11 protein-coding genes are annotated in these 16,765 nt (G+C 49.4%); 7 read left to right on the plus strand and 4 right to left on the minus strand.

Going from position 1 to position 16,765, the window contains the following annotated elements; genetic code table 11:
• Positions 1-4 precede the first annotated feature (4 nt).
• Entirely contained in the window at positions 5-3,061 is a 3,057-nt protein-coding gene (locus ACFS7Z_RS07125; RefSeq protein WP_377482788.1) for a SusC/RagA family TonB-linked outer membrane protein, read from the minus strand.
• Positions 3,062-3,938: 877 nt separating this feature from the next.
• Here ACFS7Z_RS07125 and ACFS7Z_RS07130 point away from each other — a divergent pair.
• Positions 3,939-5,354 (plus strand): PQQ-dependent sugar dehydrogenase, encoded by a 1,416-nt coding sequence (locus ACFS7Z_RS07130; protein WP_377482790.1) that lies wholly within the window; start codon positions 3,939-3,941, stop codon positions 5,352-5,354.
• A gap of 745 nt (positions 5,355-6,099) precedes the next feature.
• Here ACFS7Z_RS07130 and thrA read toward each other — a convergent pair.
• Entirely contained in the window at positions 6,100-8,502 is a 2,403-nt protein-coding gene (gene thrA, locus ACFS7Z_RS07135) for a bifunctional aspartate kinase/homoserine dehydrogenase I (RefSeq protein ID WP_377482792.1), read from the minus strand.
• Positions 8,503-8,774: 272 nt separating this feature from the next.
• Here thrA and ACFS7Z_RS07140 point away from each other — a divergent pair, with 272 nt between their 5' ends.
• The 6 genes from ACFS7Z_RS07140 (at position 8,775) to ACFS7Z_RS07165 (ending at position 14,526) form a co-directional block, all read left to right on the plus strand.
• Complete coding sequence (locus ACFS7Z_RS07140; RefSeq protein WP_377482794.1) at positions 8,775-9,539, plus strand: DUF2490 domain-containing protein; 765 nt, start codon at positions 8,775-8,777, stop codon at positions 9,537-9,539.
• A 298-nt stretch (positions 9,540-9,837) separates the two neighbouring features.
• On the plus strand, positions 9,838-9,972 hold the full coding sequence (locus ACFS7Z_RS07145) for a hypothetical protein (RefSeq protein WP_377482797.1): 135 nt from the start codon (positions 9,838-9,840) through the stop codon (positions 9,970-9,972).
• Positions 9,969-10,970, plus strand: a complete 1,002-nt coding sequence (locus tag ACFS7Z_RS07150) for a nucleotidyltransferase family protein (RefSeq protein WP_377482799.1) — start codon at positions 9,969-9,971, stop codon at positions 10,968-10,970. The genes ACFS7Z_RS07145 and ACFS7Z_RS07150 overlap by 4 nt, the downstream gene beginning before the upstream one ends.
• Positions 10,971-10,988: 18 nt before the next feature.
• Positions 10,989-12,131, plus strand: a complete 1,143-nt coding sequence (locus ACFS7Z_RS07155; RefSeq protein WP_377482801.1) for a phosphotransferase enzyme family protein — start codon at positions 10,989-10,991, stop codon at positions 12,129-12,131.
• Between the two features lie 11 nt (positions 12,132-12,142).
• Positions 12,143-12,787, plus strand: a complete 645-nt coding sequence (locus ACFS7Z_RS07160; protein ID WP_377482803.1) for a carbohydrate-binding family 9-like protein — start codon at positions 12,143-12,145, stop codon at positions 12,785-12,787.
• A 308-nt stretch (positions 12,788-13,095) separates the two neighbouring features.
• On the plus strand, positions 13,096-14,526 hold the full coding sequence (locus ACFS7Z_RS07165; protein WP_377482806.1) for a Gfo/Idh/MocA family protein: 1,431 nt from the start codon (positions 13,096-13,098) through the stop codon (positions 14,524-14,526).
• Between the two features lie 169 nt (positions 14,527-14,695).
• On the opposite strand, the gene ACFS7Z_RS07170 is transcribed toward ACFS7Z_RS07165, so the two are convergent.
• Entirely contained in the window at positions 14,696-15,001 is a 306-nt protein-coding gene (locus ACFS7Z_RS07170; RefSeq protein ID WP_377482809.1) for a hypothetical protein, read from the minus strand.
• 626 nt (positions 15,002-15,627) lie between these two features.
• On the minus strand, positions 15,628-16,749 hold the full coding sequence (locus ACFS7Z_RS07175; protein ID WP_377482810.1) for a sugar phosphate isomerase/epimerase family protein: 1,122 nt from the start codon (positions 16,747-16,749) through the stop codon (positions 15,628-15,630).
• Positions 16,750-16,765 lie beyond the last annotated feature (16 nt).

Here is a 16,765-nt window from a genome sequence, read left to right on the forward strand (position 1 = left end):
GTTCTTAGAATGTAAGGTTAACACCAGCTGTATACATGCGCGTGCTCGGGTAATCAAACCTGTTGTCGCTGCCTGGCTCGAGTCCGCCAATGGCCACCTCAGGGTCCACACCGGAATAGCCTGTGATGACAAACATGTTGTTGCCTGTCAGGTAGAAGCGGCTTGATTTAATCCACTTGCTTTGCAGCGGCAGGTTATAGCCCAGCGTGATGTTGTCTATTTTAACAAAGTCGCCGTCTTCCACATAGTAGCTTGAGAAGTCCGGGTCATCCCACAGCGGAGAATCCATGGCAGAACGCATGATGTTGCGGGGCAGGAACTTCGGGTTGTCATGCCAGATGCGCTTTGTGTTGATGATCTGGTGCCCGAACATTCCCCTGGCCATCACGGTTAAATCGAAGTTGCCATACTTGAACGTGTTGGTCAGGCCCAGGTAGTAGTCCGGGATGCCATTGCCGATATCGGCTCTGTCGTTGGTATTGATCTGGTCATCCGACTCACCTGTTCTTGGGTCATAATCGCGGTATATCCATCGCCCATCCTCCGTTAAGCCATCAAACACTAAGCCGTGGATAATGCCCAGGGGGGCTCCTTCACGCAACTGGTGAGTCCAGGCGCTGATACCGGGAGGGCCTATATCGCCGATATTCCGGTAATCAAGCGAGTAAAATTCATTGGAGAGCGACAGTAGTTTGTTTCTGCGGTGATCGATGTTGAAATCGACGCTCCACTGGAAGTTTTCTGTCTGCACGGGCAGCGCGTTTATAGTTAGCTCAATACCTGTATTGCGGAGCGAGCCCACGTTAGCGAGCGTGGAGGTAAACAAGTTTGGAGGTGTCGGCACATCATAGTTGAGCAGCAGGTCGCGGGTGTCGCGCAGGTACCAGTCAATGGTACCGCTGATTCTGTTGCCTAATAAGGCCCAGTCCAAGCCCACGTTGTACTCATGCTTTGTCTCCCATTTCAGGTTTGGGTTAGCGTTACTTACAGGCTGGTATCCGGGGATAAACTCTCCGTTGTAGAAAAACAAGCCGGAGGCCCTTAAGCGCTGCAGCGACAAGTAAGGGTCGATACCCTGGTTACCTGTTACGCCGTAGCCGGCACGCAGCTTCAACAGGCTCAGCTTTGAGAAGTCGCTCATGAAATCCTCCTGCGTAATATCCCACCCCGCGGACACAGCCGGGAAAGTACCCCATTTGTTGTTTGCCCCAAATTTAGAGGAGCCCTCACGCCGCACACTGGCAGAGAGAAAGTATTTCCCGTTAAAGTTGTAAGCACCGCGGGCAAAAAAGCCCACCAAACGGCTTTCATTCTTAAAGGAGCCCATACTGGCCCTGCCATCCGTCAGGTAAGTTCCTGAGCCAAGGTTGTTGTAGGCAAAACCATCGGTAATGAAGTTACTGTTTCCGGCATTGAATCCTTCCGCCCCGAACTCCTGAAAGGAGTAACCACCAATCAGGTTTATGCTGTGATTCGAGAAGGACTTCATCCACTCTATCGTTGACTCCAGTGTTTTGGTGGACCTCATCTCTGAGTTACGTGAGGCAAAACCGCCAAGGTTTGCCAGTTCCTGTGGGTAAGAATAGCTCGGCTCGTAGTATCCGTTTAGTGTACGGTATGCCTGCAGGCCTGCCAACACTCCGACCCTGAGTTCATCCGTCAAATCAAAGTTCACCCCCAGGTTACCGAACAACCTGGACCCGGTATCGTCCCTTACACGCTCTGTTAAAATACCGACTGGGTTGTCATACTGCCATGCCCCAACGAACTCCAGCAGGTTGCCGTCTTCATCATAGACAGGCTCCGTCGGATTACGCTGCACAACCTGTCGCATGGCGTTGTAGTCTACCGGGTTCTGCGTAAAGTTAGACAGGCCCAGCTGAGCAGTGAACTGCAGCTTATCGTTTAGGGCGCGCTGGCTCATGTTCAGGTTTGCCCGGTATTCCTCCTTATTTGAGTTAAGCAGAATGCCTTCATGATCCACATAGAAAAGAGACAACCGGTAAGTCGTGTTCTCCATTCCACCGCTTAAGGACAGGTTGTGCAGGTGGCTAAGCGGCGTTCTGGTAATCTCATCATACCAGTCGGTAGAGGCGCCGTAGTCAATCATACTGTTGGCAACATCCGGTCTTGTTACGCTTAGCCGCTCTTTCATTTCCCTGTACTCTGCAGCATTTAGCACCTCCACCCTTCTCAGGGTAGACTCGGTGTAGGCTCTGCCGGAATAGGCTACCTGCATAGCGCCCTTCCTGCCCTGCTTGGTGGTAACCAGTATCACGCCGTTGGTACCCCGGGTTCCGTAGATAGCTGCCGCAGAACCATCTTTTAGGATATCGATGGAGGCAATATCATCAGGAGAAATAGCTTCCAGGGTACCTCCAGGTATCCCGTCTACTACAATAAGCGGCGCCTGTCCTGAGCTGGTGAGGCTGGAAGTACCTCGCAGGCGCACCTCCAGGCCAGAGGTAGGATCGCCGCCATTTGTACGGGTAACAGAAAGCCCTGCAACTTTACCCTGCACCAACTGCAGAGCGTCTGTTACAGCCCCCTGGTTAAAGTCTTCCGGCTTTACGGACGCAACGGCACCTGTCACCTCCCGCTTCTTTTGCGAGCCGTAGCCGATAACCACCACCTCATCCAGCGCCTCTGTATCTGGTGCTAACGAAACGTTGATAGCTGCTCTGTTATTTACAGGAACCTCCTGCGGCCTATACCCAATGTAAGAGAAAACCAAGGTGCCCGTGCCATTGGGGACTGTTAGCCGGTAGTTTCCGTCTACATCTGTCGTAGCGCCTGTATTAGTGCCTTTTAGCATAACGGTCACCCCCGGCAGCCCATCGCCATTCTCACCTGTTACTTTACCTGAAACAGTGACATCCGTCTGCCTGCCCATAAGCTCTGTTTTAAAGACTTTACCCGGAGGCAGGCCTGCTGGCTGGCTGTAGACTGCTCCTGAGGAGCGCGGCAGTGCCGCCGCCACAGTTTGTGCCCTGGCAGGCGCAAACCCCAGTAGCAGCGATGCCAGCACAATGCTTTGCAAATAATGTGATGATTTTTTCATTTTGTTAACAGTATAAGTGAGTGCATTGTATAGGATAACCAGGTAGTTGAAACAGGGGTGGCTGCTTGCCTTCATTAGACTAAGCTCGCAGAAAAAGCACTGCGAAGTAGGCCACACTGGCTGCTGGTGAGGTAAAACCAAAGCAAAACGCAGCGAACACTATTCTTACCTTCCTCCTTAGATATAAAAGAAGTATAGCTTACTCCCATCATGGTAACATTGCTTAACTCATAGCAAGTAAGCCAATATCAAGAGCGTGAGTACTAACTCATATGTCTTGTATATCAAAGGAATGGTATTCTGATTTTTCTTCCGAGCAGCTTTTTACCATATTATTAAGGAACATTAACATCTTCCTTCGGTTTATCCTGTTTTATAGGATAAGAGGATTGTTAACATCTTCAGTCATGTGCCATCCTGTTTCAATGGCGCAGCATTGGGAGAAAATCCCGAAGATGGAATTTGCATATTTTCTCTTCGCTGCTATTGAAAAAATGCTTTAGCCAATGCTGCTATGCCCCTCAGGCGTAAATAATTTGCCTGCTCCGCGATGCCTGTGCCTTTACACGCTGCCGCTGCTTAAGTCTGCACATTTTTTCGCTGAATTTTCAGAAAGCGAAGCAACCATTCTGCTGTACATGACGTGATGGGGACGCACCTGTGCCATTCGGGAAGCCAAAGAAAGGTCCCGTAGCCTGACACCCTTTAAAGCATGTGCAGCCGAAAGCTGATCCGGCCTGTATCTGTTTTTTCATAGCTAGTATGCAGGGGAGGCTTTTTATCACCCTGGAGCTTCCCCTGATACTTTTCTTTTCACCCTCTGTGATGCTAGTATTAACTAAGGCAGATTATTTTCCATCACTTAACAGACATGATTATGAAAACAATGACAAATTCATCAGGTAACTATTTATCCGGTAGGTTTACTCCTTTACCGAAACATTTCACAGCGCTGTTACTCTGCGTAGGCTTAATGTTGCAAGGCTGTGACCCGGATGACCATTTTTCCTTTCCGAAAGCGGTGGACCTGAAGCTGATATCGGACGGTATGGTGTCGCCTATCGGATTGGCAGCGGCTCCCGACAACAGCGAGAGGCTGTTTGTCATCGATCAGGTCGGGAAGGTGTGGGTCATCAACGAGGCAGGTACCCGACTGGCTGAGCCTTTTCTGGATGTGAGCAGCAAAATGGTTGAATTACGCCCTTCCTATGATGAGCGTGGCCTTCTGGGCATGGCTTTTCACCCTGATTATGCCAGTAACGGGCGTTTCTTTGTATACTACACTGCGCCTCCACGTTCCGGCGGACCAACACCGGATGCTTCCTGGAACAACCTGAGCCGCATTTCAGAGTTTAGGGTTTCTGCTTCAGATCCGACAAAGGCTGATATGAGTTCTGAGATGGTTATACTAGAAGTAGACCAGCCACAGGGAAACCACGAAGGGGGTACTATAGCCTTCGGACCTGATGGGTATCTGTACATTTCCATTGGCGACGGAGGTGGCGCCAATGACGTGGCACCAGGGCACGTGCCGGACTGGTACCCTGTAAATGAAGGAGGCAACGGGCAGGACATTGAGGCGAACCTGCTGGGTAACATCCTACGCATAGACGTAAACAGCGGAAGCCCATATGGTATTCCTGCGGATAATCCTTTTGTGGGCGACAATTCCGGTTTGGACGAGATTTATGCCTATGGTTTCAGAAACCCCTATCGTTTTTCATTCGACATGAGCGGCTCGCGCAGGCTCTTTGTCGGCGATGCCGGGCAAAAGCTCTATGAGGAGATAAGTGTGGTGAATAAGGGCGGCAACTATGGCTGGAACGTGAAGGAAGGAACCCACTGTTTTGATGCTTCCAACAACTTGAATGTCCTGGCCTCGTGCCCCGACGTGGATGCTTATGGAAACCGCCTGATTGATCCTGTTATTGAAGTAAAAAACTACGCCAATCCGAACGGAGGCAAGTTTGTAGTAATAGTAGGTGGCTATGTGTACCGGGGCAACGACATTCCTAGCCTGCATGGTAAATACATCTTTGGTAACTTCTCTGCTGATGATGAAGCAGCAGAAGGAGAGGTTTATTTTTCTAACCCAGCTGGTCCAGGTTTATGGTCCTACGAAAAAATGGAGCTTAAAAGCTTCCCTGACAACCTTGGCCAATATCTTAAAGGGTTTGGCCAGGATTTAAGTGGAGAAATGTATGCCCTGACCTCAGACGAACTGGGCCCTTCCGGGAATACAGGAAAGCTGTATAAGATGGTGCAGGTTAGTAAAGGCTGGAAAGATAAATAACTGATTGGGCACGCTCTACAGAGGCGGATGAGCTTTAATAGCGGTTGCATTTTTTTGTAATAAGATTGTCGCTATAGTTTACAGCAAAAGGAACCGCCCTGACGAGCCAATTGGATTTACCGGAGCCTATACAACAGGAGTATGGCAGGGGTTACAAAGCGGTGTAGATATTTCTGCACCGCTTTATGGTTTTAGTTAGCTGTGAAAAAGGACAGTGACTTCTCCTGTTAGCTATACTTGTACCTTAGGGTGCGCTCGAGCTTTTCTAGTATGCAGATAAACTCAAAATTTTCACTTTAAGTAATGTGGCTGGAACGTGAAAAAGAACGGAGACACAGATGCAATTGATATATCCTATAGGAATGCTGACTTTTTTCTGCCTAAGCTGCCGTGGGTACAGCTTAGCCAGCGCCTCATTAGCTGCCTTTTGCATCTCCTCTGTCTCTGCTCTCCAGGCCGAGAGGCCTCGTCTTTGGGCATCGCGCTGTGTAACTGAAGCTGCCTTCGCTCTGCTACGGCTGCCTCGCTGCGCTCAGCACCGCAACATTTACAAGGCGCTTAACCCAAAGACTGGAAACTCCTCACTCCGTGCCAAAGAAGAGAAAATTCTTGGTTTGATGGAAGGAGCCTTAAGTAATGTGGTATTTCCTGCAATAAACAGAAGGCTTTCGTCTGGCAGGCCTAATTCTTTAACCTGCCAGACGAAAGCCTTCTGTTTGAAAACCAATATCAGCTCCAGAAGAGCCTAATACTGGCCGCCAATCCTCAACAAATCTGAATAAACGCCTCTGGCAGTCACTTCGGCGCCAGCGCCGGCGCCCTGAATTACAATCGGCTGAGTGCCGTAGCTTTCGGTGAATATCTCGAAGATGGAGTCGGCATTTTTGATGCTGCCCAGGGGAGAATTCTTGTCTGCCTTTACCAGCGATACGGTTAACTTATTCTCGTCTACCTCCAGGTCGCCGGTGAAGCGCAATACCTCGTTTTCCTTGAGACTGCCTTTAATTCGGGCGAAGTAAGCATCTACTTCCTCTATCTTTTCCAGGAAATCGGAATACTCTTTGGCGTCGGCAGCAAAGTCCGGCACAAGGCTCTCGATGGAGACATCCTCCAGCTCTGACTGCAGCCCTACTTCCCGGGCAAGGATGATCAGCTTGCGGGCTACGTCTGTTCCGCTCAGGTCTTCCCGTGGGTCCGGCTCTGTCAGCCCTTTTTCTTTTGCTTCGGCCAGTACCGTGGAAAAGGCTTTGTCCTGCACCGAATAGTTGTTGAAGATATAGCTGAGCGAGCCGCTGAACACGCCTCTTATTCTTTTGATCTTGTCTGCGGAATTGTGCAGGTGCTTGATAGTGTCTATGAGGGGCAGGCCAGCGCCTACGTTGGTTTCGTAGTAAAACAGCTTACCTCTTTTCTTCAGGGTATTGCGGAGGTTTTGGTAGAAGTCGTAGGAGATGGAGTTGGCCTTTTTGTTAGAGGCTACAATATCGAACCCGCTGTTTACAATCTCCGGGTACTGCTCCGTGAGTTCCTGCGAAGAGGTGTTGTCTGCTATCACGATGTTTTCCAGCCCCGATGCCTTCAGGCGATGGATGATAGCGCTAAAGTCGCGCGCCTCCTGACTTTCGGCCAGTTCCTGCCGCCAGTTCCTACCCAGGCCATCCTCGTTGAAAATTATCTTCTTTGAGTCGGCCACACCCACAATATTGATTTTCAGGTTGCGGCGCTTCACCACCTCGTCCCCTGTCTGGATGATCTGGTCCAGCAGCTTACCTCCTACAGTACCTTTGCCAAAGGCAAACAGGTTAAGGGTTTTAATGGCACCAAATACCTGGTTGTGCACCACGTTCACCGCCTTCTTCAGGGATTTATTATCAACTACCAAAGAGATATGCTCGCCGTTGATGCTGTTGCTGATCAGGTGCATCCATATCCTGTTTCTTCTCAGGCCATAGATGGCTTTCTCGAGCGCGTAGTTATGGCGGCCAACAATGGCAATGATGGCCTTGTCGCTGTCTATCTGGATGCGGGATACGTCACCGCTTACCAGTTCATCGTGGAACTCCTCGCTTAGCACTTCCTGTGCCGTGGCCGCATCCTCTTTGTTGATGACAAAGCCTATTCCCCTCTCAGAGGATGCCTGCGAGATAAGCCGCACGCTGATGCTCCTGCTGCTCAGGGCACTGAAAATGCGGGCATCTATACCCACTTTTCCCAGGAGCCCGCGTCCTTCTATGCTTACCAACGAAACCTCTTCGATGGTAGACACGGCCTTGATTCCCTTGCCGGCTCCCTTCTCATCAATCAGCGTTCCCTCCAGTTCCGGTGCAAAGCTGTTGAAAACCCTCAAGGGTATACCGCTTTCCATAAGTGGAAGGATAGTTTTGGAGTGCAGCACGTTCGCCCCGAAGTTCGCCAGTTCATTGGCTTCGCGGTAGCTCAGGTGCGGAATCCGCTGTGCGCTCTTCACATACTTCGGGCTAGCAGTGTACACCCCATCCACATCTGTCCAGTTCTGTACCTCTTTCGCCTTGATAAAACTGGCAATCAGAGTAGCGGTGTAGTTGCTCCCGTTTCTTCCGAGGGTAATCGTTTTACCTTCCGGGTCAGACGCGATAAAACCTGTTATCACTGGTACCTGTTGTGGTTTCAGTGACTGAAAGAACTCCCGCGTTTTTTTCTCTGAGCTTTGGAAATCCACAGCTGCTTCATTTACATCCACAGTAACACTGATTAGCTTCCTTGCATCAACAAAAACAGCTTCCAGTTCTTCTTTCCTGAGAATACCAGCTATTGTCTGGGCGCTGAATACTTCCCCAAAGGCAAGCACTTTGTCTCTTGTCCGCACACTTTCCTCCCCGATTAACCGGAGTGCCTGGAGCACGGTTTTTAACTCCTGGTAAGTTGCATCCTGTACTTCCTCCAGGCCGTGAACATACTGCAAATTCATAAACGCGTCGAGTTCCTTCTCTACGTCTTCGCCTCTCACCGCTTTCGCGTAGAGTTCCAGCAGCATGTCGGTGCTTTGGCCTCTTGCAGAAACAACCACCGCAATTTCACCTGCGCTGGCTTCCTTTTTTATTATATTGATAACGCTTTCAATTGGCCCGCCATTGCTCAACGACTTGCCTCCAAACTTTAACACCTTCATGCTTTCAATCCTTTTTACTATCGGTTCTCTGACTCACTGCCCCTCTAACTACCTGCTGTTTCAATCTATAAGGCAAATTCCCATTGTTTTACCGGTAAAACAAGAAGAACATCGTTAAATTAAGTAGCGGTGGGCTTTCATATAGCGTATCACAGATTGTACTACATGTTATGATTCCAGGCTTTAGGCTGACTCGTTTTTCATTTCCCCTGTAGCACAATAGTTTTAAAAGTCAATTTGAAGTTTAACCTTTTAGGTGCCATCTTAACCGTATGAAACAAAAACTTACACTTATATTATCTTCATGGGCAGCACTTCTGCTGCTTTCTGGTTTGTTTTCAAACACTGCCCATGCCCAAAGCGATCAGCGCACAAAAGATTACAATAACAACGGCTGGTACATGTACATCGGAGACCATAAGGTTTCTGATAAATGGAGCATTCATACAGAGGTGCAGTTCCGGAGGTACAACATCATCAAGGACCCGCAGCAACTGCTCATCAGGCCAGGCATTAACTATGACCTGTCTCCGACTGCGATGATTACCCTGGGTTATGCCTTCATCGAAACACACCCTTACGGCGATTATCCGGCGGCAGGCATTTTCCCAGAGCATCGACCTTACCAGCAACTACAGCTAAAAGGTAACTTGGGCAGGGTCGGGCTAACGCACCGTTACCGCCTGGAGCAACGCTGGATAAAACCGGCTAATGCCACAGATTACACCTATCTGAACCGTGCCCGCTATATGCTGAAGGCAACGCTACCGCTCGCCGGACCAACACTTGAGGAAAGGGAGCCCTTTCTGGCAGTGTATGATGAAGTCATGATTGGCTTCGGCGAAAACGTCCGGAAAAACATCTTCGACCAGAACAGACTTTACGCGGCGCTGGGCTACAAGATAAGCAACACCGCCACGCTGGAACTCGGTTACCTGAACCAGATTGTGCAAAAAGCAAGCGGAGATGTTTTCGAGCATAACCACACTTTGCAGGTCACCCTTTTCCACAACATGAACTTCGCACGGCAAGAGTAGCCGAAGTGCAGTAAAGCAACCATAGTCACGCAGCACCTTTTTATTCCTGAGTCCCAGCGGGACGACCTGTTATTATCCTAATCGTCTATAGGAATTCTAAGCTCCAGCGGAGCGATCTTTAAAAAGATTAACAGGCCTCTCCGCTGGAGCTTTAGAAATTCTGGAATAGGTTTCTATTAACAGTCCGACCCGCTGGGACTCATTGTGTAGAAGCCAAAACTGTATGTGAAGTAGCTAAACGCACCTATATGAAGAACCCATTTTCTTAACTCGGAGCAAAGCCGTTTCCAGTTTTCATGTGAAGCGCCTTGTAGATGTTCCGGTGCTGAACGAAGTGAGGCAGCCCGTAGTGGAGCGAGAGCAGGTTCAGCTACACAGCGCTGAGCAGGAAAACGCGCCCCCGCGGGAGTGGAGCGCACGTAGTGAGCAATGAAAAAGGCCAACAATGAGCCGCTGGATAAGCCACCACTACGCCAGCTTAGACAAACATTTTACAACTTCGAACTTCACGAAAACTTGAATAACAAACCCACACTTCTAATACTAGCCGCAGGAATGGCTACCCGATACGGCGGCTTAAAACAACTGGAACATTTCGGACCACACGGCGAAAAAATACTGGATTATTCAGTATTCGATGCCGTAAAAGCAGGCTTTGGAAAGGTGGTGTTTGTTATCCAGGAATCCATTGAAGCAGAATTCAAACAAGCGACAGCACATAAGTACGCTGACAGTATAAAAGTGGACTATGTACTACAAGACTTGAATAACCTTCCCCATGGCTTTACCTTACCTGAAAACCGGGTAAAGCCATGGGGAACAGGCCACGCCGTCTGGGCAGCCGCCTCTACCATAAAAGAACCTTTCGCGGTAATAAACGGGGATGACTTTTACGGGAGGCAGTCCTTCCAGTTGATGGCTGACTTTCTTAGGTCCTCACCGCCGGAGCGGCAGTACGGGATGGTAGGGTTTCAGCTGAAAAACACCTTATCGCCGCATGGAGCTGTGTCAAGAGGCATCTGCGAACTGGACGGCCGGAATAACTTAGTCAGTGTAACAGAGCAAACGCATCTTGCTTTATCAGACAAAGGCATTGTGGCCCAAACTAACGAGCAGCAGGAAGTGCTGTTTACCGGCGAAGAAATGGTTTCTATGAATTTGATGGGTTTCACACCAGGCGTGTTCCCTTATTTTAATTTGTATTTCAAGGACTTCCTGGCAAAGCACCCCTATAACCTGGAAGCAGAATTTTACCTGCCGGATGTTCTGAACCGCCTGGTGCAGTCAGGCGAGGCACAAGTAAAGGTGCTGGCTTCGGCTGAGAAGTGGTTCGGCGTTACTTACCCCGCCGACAAAGCGGTAGTTATCCGGAATATTCATAACTTAATCTCTGCCGGAGTGTATCCGGAAAACTTATGGCCGCAAGAATAGCATAACCTCCAAGATAAGATGGCACCAGGAAACAAGGCAGCGTATGATTTACCCCTGATTGCAAACCAATTTGCGATGCAAGGAGTCGCAGCCGCTACAAAACCACATGGTTCGGGGTACATCCACGATACGTTTCATGTAGAAAACATCCAGGCCGCTCATCCCGATTACCTCTTGCAGCGCGTCAATCACCAGGTTTTCAAAAACGTGCCTGCCCTGATGGAGAACATACAGCTGGTGACGGCCCATCTCCGGAAAAAGCTTCAGGCCATACCCGGTGCCGATCCGGGTAAAGAAGTGCTCCGCCTGATTCCGCTAAAGGACGGCAGGCTCTACTACCAGGACACCGCGGGGAACTACTGGCGCATGTATGAGTTTCTGCCGAACACCCGCAGCTACGACATTGTACACACCGCACAGCAGGCCTATGAAGGAGGCAAAGCCTTCGGCACGTTTCAGGCGCTGTTGGCAGACATGGACGCGAACCTGCTGCATGAAACCATCCCGGACTTTCACAACATCGCTTACCGTCTCCGCCTCTTCCGGGAAGCCATTGCCCGCAACCCGCTAAACAGGTTGAAAGAGGTTTCCAAGGAGATTGCCTTTGTGGAGGCACGTGCAGAGGTTATGGCCTCTATCCTGAAACTAGGGCAGGCTGGTGAGCTTCCGCTCCGCATCACCCACAACGACACTAAGTTCAACAATGTGCTGCTCAACCAACAGGACGAGGCGCAGTGCGTAATTGACCTAGACACCGTAATGCCGGGTTATGTAGCCTATGATTTTGGCGACGCCATTCGCACAACTGTGAACACCGCCGCTGAAGATGAGAAGGAACTGGATAAGATACAGGTGAACATGAACCTGTTCGAAGCCTTTACAAGAGGCTTCCTGAAAGAAACGGCTGGCTTTTTAACTGATACGGAAGTGCGTTCGCTTGCGATGGGTTGCCTGCTCCTGCCCTTTATCATGGGACTGCGCTTCCTGACCGACTATATTGACGGGGACACCTACTACAAAATCAGTTTCCCGGAACACAACATCCAGCGGTCGCGGGCACAGTTCAGGCTGGTGCAAAAGCTGGAAGAGCAGTATGAGCAACTGCAGCGCATTATTCAGGATGTTGCGAAGACCCGTAAACAGGAAATACTAAGAAGGTAAGGCACCAGTATATGACTAAAATAAAAGCATCCTTTATAGCTGCAATAGACAGGCACAGCTCGCTTACTGATATTTCAGATTCGCTTGACAGGCTGGAGAAACACACGATAGGCCACCACCTGTGGCCTGCCTCTGCTGCGAAGCCTGATGTAAAATTCTCCATCGCCCATCATTCTGACTGTATCTTCCTTAAATATTATGTCACGGAGAGTACATTGCGTGCTGTTTGCCTGCAACCGAATGACCCTGTCTACCAGGACAGCTGCGTCGAGTTTTTCATTTCCTTTGAGGGGGATGAAGGCTACTATAACCTTGAGTTCAACTGCATCGGCACCTGCCTTATGGGCTATGGTGCAGACCGGCATAACCGGCAGCTATTACCAGCGGATGTTATTACCCGGATAAAGCACTTGGCTGTTATACAAAGTGCCTCACCCTCATCAGCCTCAGTGCTCTTCAGTTGGCAGCTCACCCTCATGATTCCCACAGAGGTATTCAGCAGCATCTCATCTTTACAAGGAGCAAGCGCCAAAGCTAACTTTTATAAATGCGGTGATGAGCTTCCAGAACCACATTTCCTGGCCTGGAGCGAGATTGAAGCCCCAGCACCGGACTTTCATCTACCGGAGTTCTTCGGGCAGCTGGATTTTGAGTAAGGGTTTTCAGGTTGTAGGGTTATACTACTGCTGATAAATAATCTACCACTTTCCCCTATCTCTCAACGCCGTAAAGGGACGAAAACCAAGAGTTAAGCTGTCATTTCGAACAGGGTGAGAAATCTGTGTTATTCCGTGGTCCCGCAATGTTTTAGATTTCTCCCTTTGGTTGAAATGACAGAAAGAGGATGTCAGCAACCCCTTTTATTTTCCCACAACATAAGCTATCTTAACAGAAGGAACAGTGGTACTCTTGCCCCAGAAGACCTTAGACGAACCACAACTACAGATCAAATCCGATAGAGCCCATGAGTACGAACCGCAGAGAATTCTTGAAACGCACCGGACTGGCTAGTCTCAGTGTGGCCGGTGCTGGTTTAGTGAGCGGCTGTGCCACTTCAACGAATGCTTCATCCAACCTGGACCATATCAAGGCAGCTTCTCAGAAGCCGCACCGGCAGCAGTTTAACATGAGTGGTTATGTTGCTCCAAAGCTAGATACTGTTAGGATAGGCTTTATTGGTCTTGGCATGAGGGGACCGGGCGCTGTGACCCGAATGAATCATATTGAGAATGTGGTGATAAAGGCGCTGTGCGATCTAAGGCCGGAGCAAGTGTCAGCTGTGCAGCAAAAGCTGGCAGGCACCTCCCACAACCCGGCTACCTATTCCGGGACGGAAGAAGCATGGAAGGCGCTGTGCGACAGAGATGACATTGACCTGGTATACATTGCCACACCCTGGCACCTGCATACGCCTATGGCGGTGTATGCCATGGAGCAGGGCAAGCATGTGGCGGTAGAAGTACCGGCTGCCACTACTCTGGAAGAGTGCTGGCAACTGGTGGAAACCTCTGAGCGCACCCGCAAACACTGCATGATGCTGGAAAACTGCTGCTACGACTTTTTCGAGCTGCTTACGCTAAACATGGCCCGGCAGGGCTTCTTCGGAGAGATTGTGCACGGCGAAGGCGCGTACATCCATAACCTTGTAGACCTTAACTTCTCAAAAGACGGCTACCAGGACATGTGGCGCCTGAAGGAAAACACCAGAAACGGAAGCCTCTACCCTACCCACGGCCTGGGTCCGATATGCCAGATCATGAACATAAACAGGGGCGACCAAATGGATTACCTCGTTTCCGTTTCCAGCAACGACTTTACGATGGGGGAAACAGCCCGGAAGCTGGCAGCCAAAGACAGTTTCTATACGCCGTTCGTGGCCCATGCATACCGCGGCAATATGAACACCACCACCATCCGCACCAAAAAGGGCAGGACGATTATGGTGCAGCATGATGTATCGTCGCAAAGGCCTTACTCCAGAATACACCTTGTTAGCGGCACACAGGGCACCGCCAGGAAGTGGCCTTTGCCAGCCAGAATTGCCACCTCCCACGAAGGCTGGGTGTCGCAGGAAGAGCTTAAAGCGCTGGAAGAGAGATATACGCCTGAAATAATAACGAAACTGGGGGATATGGCCAAACAAATCGGGGGCCATGGTGGCATGGACTTCCTGATGGACTGGCGGCTCGTGGATATTCTGCGCAATGGCCTTCCCTTGGACCAAGACGTGTATGATGCCGCCTTGTGGAGTGCTGTCGCTCCGTTAAGTGAGTGGTCTGTCGCCAGCCGCTCTAATTCTATTGATGTGCCTGATTTTACTTCCGGTGCCTGGCAGAGCAACACACCTGTGGACGTCTCGCTACGTGGAGGAGGTACTACAACAGTGAAAGCATAAGCTTCCGCGAAGCATATATCCCTCTGTACTGCTGCATCTAAATTGAAGCCTGGGGTTTACCTGATTCAGGTATGGACGGGTATGCCTGAAGCGCAGGATCTAAATTCTGTTACCAGGAAATTAGGAGGTTACTGGCATTAGGAGAAGGCCAAAGCAGCCTATATGGCGTTTATAGGAAAACAGTAAAGGAAGGATTTAACACAGTCTCTAACCTATGCTTAAAAAAGTCATACGTCCTTAGCAAAGCAGTTATCCTATCTTGCGCAACATTAATACTCATTACCAGATTGGGAGACGTGTACTTCCTGTAAAAGAAGGTATATTTTTCAATATTCGGCAGCTCAATAGCAGCCAAGAGATCAAAGCTGGACTCAAAGCTTTCAATGCTTATGGAGCCTTTACCCTGGCCAGCTTCATCAAAGTATAAGGTGTTATTCTTGATCAGATTTAAAACGATTATGTTAAGCTGAGTCATATTGCGTTATTATTAATGTGCAAAGATAACAACTCTTAATACCGTTTACACCATCTACTCTTCATTATATTTAATATCTATTATATATTATAAATTTATCCCACTCTATATTTAATTAAGTTGTATCTGATTATATCTTTAAAGCGCTACATTATTGAAAGTATATAGGCAATGCTGCTCTACACATATAGATTCTTCTACAGAGGGTGTTAAGCGGGATGGGGACAGCATGATTCATATTTGTAAAAAATGCTTCCAGTTCTAGCCAAGCCTCAAATTAAGTGGGCAATAGCAATATACTATCGACTTTGGAGAGTTTAAGTGGCAGGTGGTAGTACCTTGAAATGAGCAATTCTTTCTACAAAATAAAACAAAAAAAGCACCCTACAGAGCAGAGTGCCTTTCCAAGCTATGAAAACAAACTTAATGGTCTAAAGTAAGGTAATGGTTTTGACAAAGCAAAACTTTATATGCAATTTATTATATATAAAACAATAAAATATTTTAAAACTCCCCTGTAAGGCGTTCTGCCTTAGTGAAAGCAAATATTCAGCCAGAAAACAATCCTTATTTCTTCAGGAATCGCAGCTACTGCCGACACATCATCGCAGCAATGTTCAGTTTAATTAAAGCTCATCCATCGTTACGACCGGAACATCTTTAGTTACCGCCTGCTTCAGTTCACGGAAGCCCTCCGCGTTGTATTGGTAGCCGGTTTCAGTAAGTTCCCACAGCATCGGCGCCAGGTTCAAAGTAGTGGCTTTAAAGCCCTGCATAATGGCGCCCATGTTGCCAGTGCCCTTCGACAAAGCCGCCTCGTTTTCAATTTCAAAAGGCCCCGTAAAACCTTTCTCCTTCAGTGTATTCACAAAAGCCCGCCAGTCCATACTGTCAGAACCGCCGAAACCGGGCAGCATCGCCTCATAATTATGGCGGTCCCACTCATTCTTGCTGATAGGCACGCCTGCACGTTTCGCCAGATCAGCGTCCACCAGTTGCACCGGGTACATGTTGCCCCAGTATAGATTGTTGCCCCTGCGGGTCGCCTTTACATGAATGCGGTGCAGGCGCTCCATTTCAGTGTACCGGATTACCTCACTCGGGTTCACGTGCTGCCACACATCGTGCGAGGGGTCGTAGATTTCACCGTGCGCCATGCTCGGAATCAGTTCGTACATCAGCTTGCGGGCAGCCAGCACCCCTGTCAGGTTATTGAAGGTGCCGGTGTAGCCTGACGGGCGCCAGCCTTCCATCGGGCAGTTCTCATACAGCACGGTCACGCCCAGGTCTTCGGCATACTTTATAATAGGAGTAAAAACACGGGCGTATTCCTCTATGTTTTTTTGAAAGCCGTGCTCCTGGTTGCCAAGTTCATGGTTGTAGCCCACAAAAGTGCCCACCTTCACATCGTTCGCATCCCCTCCCAGCAGGTGCGCCATCCGGATGAGCCGAAGCAGATGGTTCTGGTTTTTCACGCGCTGCTCCGGGACACCTCCTATCAAATTGTCAAAAGCGCCTATGGAAAGCTGCAGGCGAGCACTGTTGAACTTATCCAGCAGCCTTTTGGCATCGGCAAGTCCGAAGTTTTCATAATCGAGGTGCGTCGCCACAAAGACATCCCGCGTGCCGTCCCTGCGGAACACGCACACATCCAGCCCCTGCACACCTGTTTCCTGTGCTTTTTCAATTACTTCATCTAAACCCAGCTTATCAAACGCTGAGGTCATTATCCATATCTGGTTGTTCATTAGTTAGGAAGGGGTT

This window comes from Pontibacter toksunensis (assembly GCF_042686245.1).
Classification (GTDB): domain Bacteria; phylum Bacteroidota; class Bacteroidia; order Cytophagales; family Hymenobacteraceae; genus Pontibacter; species Pontibacter toksunensis.

What these genes read in the sequence shown, in the direction of transcription:
- ACFS7Z_RS07130 (WP_377482790.1), top strand. Translation starts at nt 3,939, where the DNA reads ATGAAAACAATGACAAATTCATCAGGTAACTATTTATCCGGTAGGTTT.
- ACFS7Z_RS07165 (WP_377482806.1), top strand. Translation starts at nt 13,096, where the DNA reads ATGAGTACGAACCGCAGAGAATTCTTGAAACGCACCGGACTGGCTAGT.
- ACFS7Z_RS07140 (WP_377482794.1), top strand. Translation starts at nt 8,775, where the DNA reads ATGAAACAAAAACTTACACTTATATTATCTTCATGGGCAGCACTTCTG.
- ACFS7Z_RS07170 (WP_377482809.1), bottom strand. Translation starts at nt 15,001, where the DNA reads ATGACTCAGCTTAACATAATCGTTTTAAATCTGATCAAGAATAACACC.
- ACFS7Z_RS07175 (WP_377482810.1), bottom strand. Translation starts at nt 16,749, where the DNA reads ATGAACAACCAGATATGGATAATGACCTCAGCGTTTGATAAGCTGGGT.
- ACFS7Z_RS07155 (WP_377482801.1), top strand. Translation starts at nt 10,989, where the DNA reads ATGGCACCAGGAAACAAGGCAGCGTATGATTTACCCCTGATTGCAAAC.
- ACFS7Z_RS07150 (WP_377482799.1), top strand. Translation starts at nt 9,969, where the DNA reads ATGAAAAAGGCCAACAATGAGCCGCTGGATAAGCCACCACTACGCCAG.
- ACFS7Z_RS07160 (WP_377482803.1), top strand. Translation starts at nt 12,143, where the DNA reads ATGACTAAAATAAAAGCATCCTTTATAGCTGCAATAGACAGGCACAGC.
- thrA (WP_377482792.1), bottom strand. Translation starts at nt 8,502, where the DNA reads ATGAAGGTGTTAAAGTTTGGAGGCAAGTCGTTGAGCAATGGCGGGCCA.
- ACFS7Z_RS07125 (WP_377482788.1), bottom strand. Translation starts at nt 3,061, where the DNA reads ATGAAAAAATCATCACATTATTTGCAAAGCATTGTGCTGGCATCGCTG.